Raw genomic sequence first — 571 nt, forward strand, 5'->3', positions numbered from 1 at the left:
GGTGATGAAGATGGCTCGCTTAAACTCCGCCGCATGATCTACATTTTTGACAGTATGACTACGGCAGAGCTTGACAGCGATGGCAAGGTCTTTGTGGAGCAGCCTAGCCGGATGGTCCGCATCGCCTGTGGTAGCGGCACGACCGTGCGCGAGGTCGAAGACCTTCTGTCGCAGCACCGCATGATGGCCGGTATGGCCAAGCGCGTCGGTGGGCAGAAGAAGCAGATGCAACGAGCCCAGAATATGCTCAAGGGTGGCAATAAAGAACAGCAGCTCGCCGCGATGCAGAAGCGCATGGCCTCCATGGGTGGCGCAGGTGGCGCAGGTTTCCCTGGAATGCCCGGTATGGGCGATATGGCCAAGATGATGCAAATGCTCCAGGGACAAGGCGGCGGTGGTGGTCTGCCAGGCCTTCGAGGTATGGACCTACAGGGGATGATGAGCCAAATGAGCGGATTGATGGGCGCAGGAGGACGCGGTAGAGGACGGTGATCCCAACATTGTTTCTTTTCATGTCAATTTTCTTTTCTCTCCTGTATCTTTTTGTTTTGTGGTGATACCGCTTCCTGGG

At 56.2% G+C, this 571-nt stretch carries 1 protein-coding gene; it reads left to right on the plus strand.

Translation table 11 applies throughout. The annotated features are described in order from the left end of the window. Positions 1-492: signal recognition particle subunit SRP54 (locus IE142_RS40195; protein ID WP_229831291.1), on the plus strand; the 492-nt coding region annotated here is incomplete at its 5' end. Positions 493-571: the final 79 nt, after the last annotated feature.

Source organism: Streptomyces mutabilis, assembly GCF_014649815.1.
In the GTDB taxonomy this organism is placed as follows: Bacteria; Actinomycetota; Actinomycetes; order Streptomycetales; family Streptomycetaceae; genus Streptomyces; species Streptomyces mutabilis.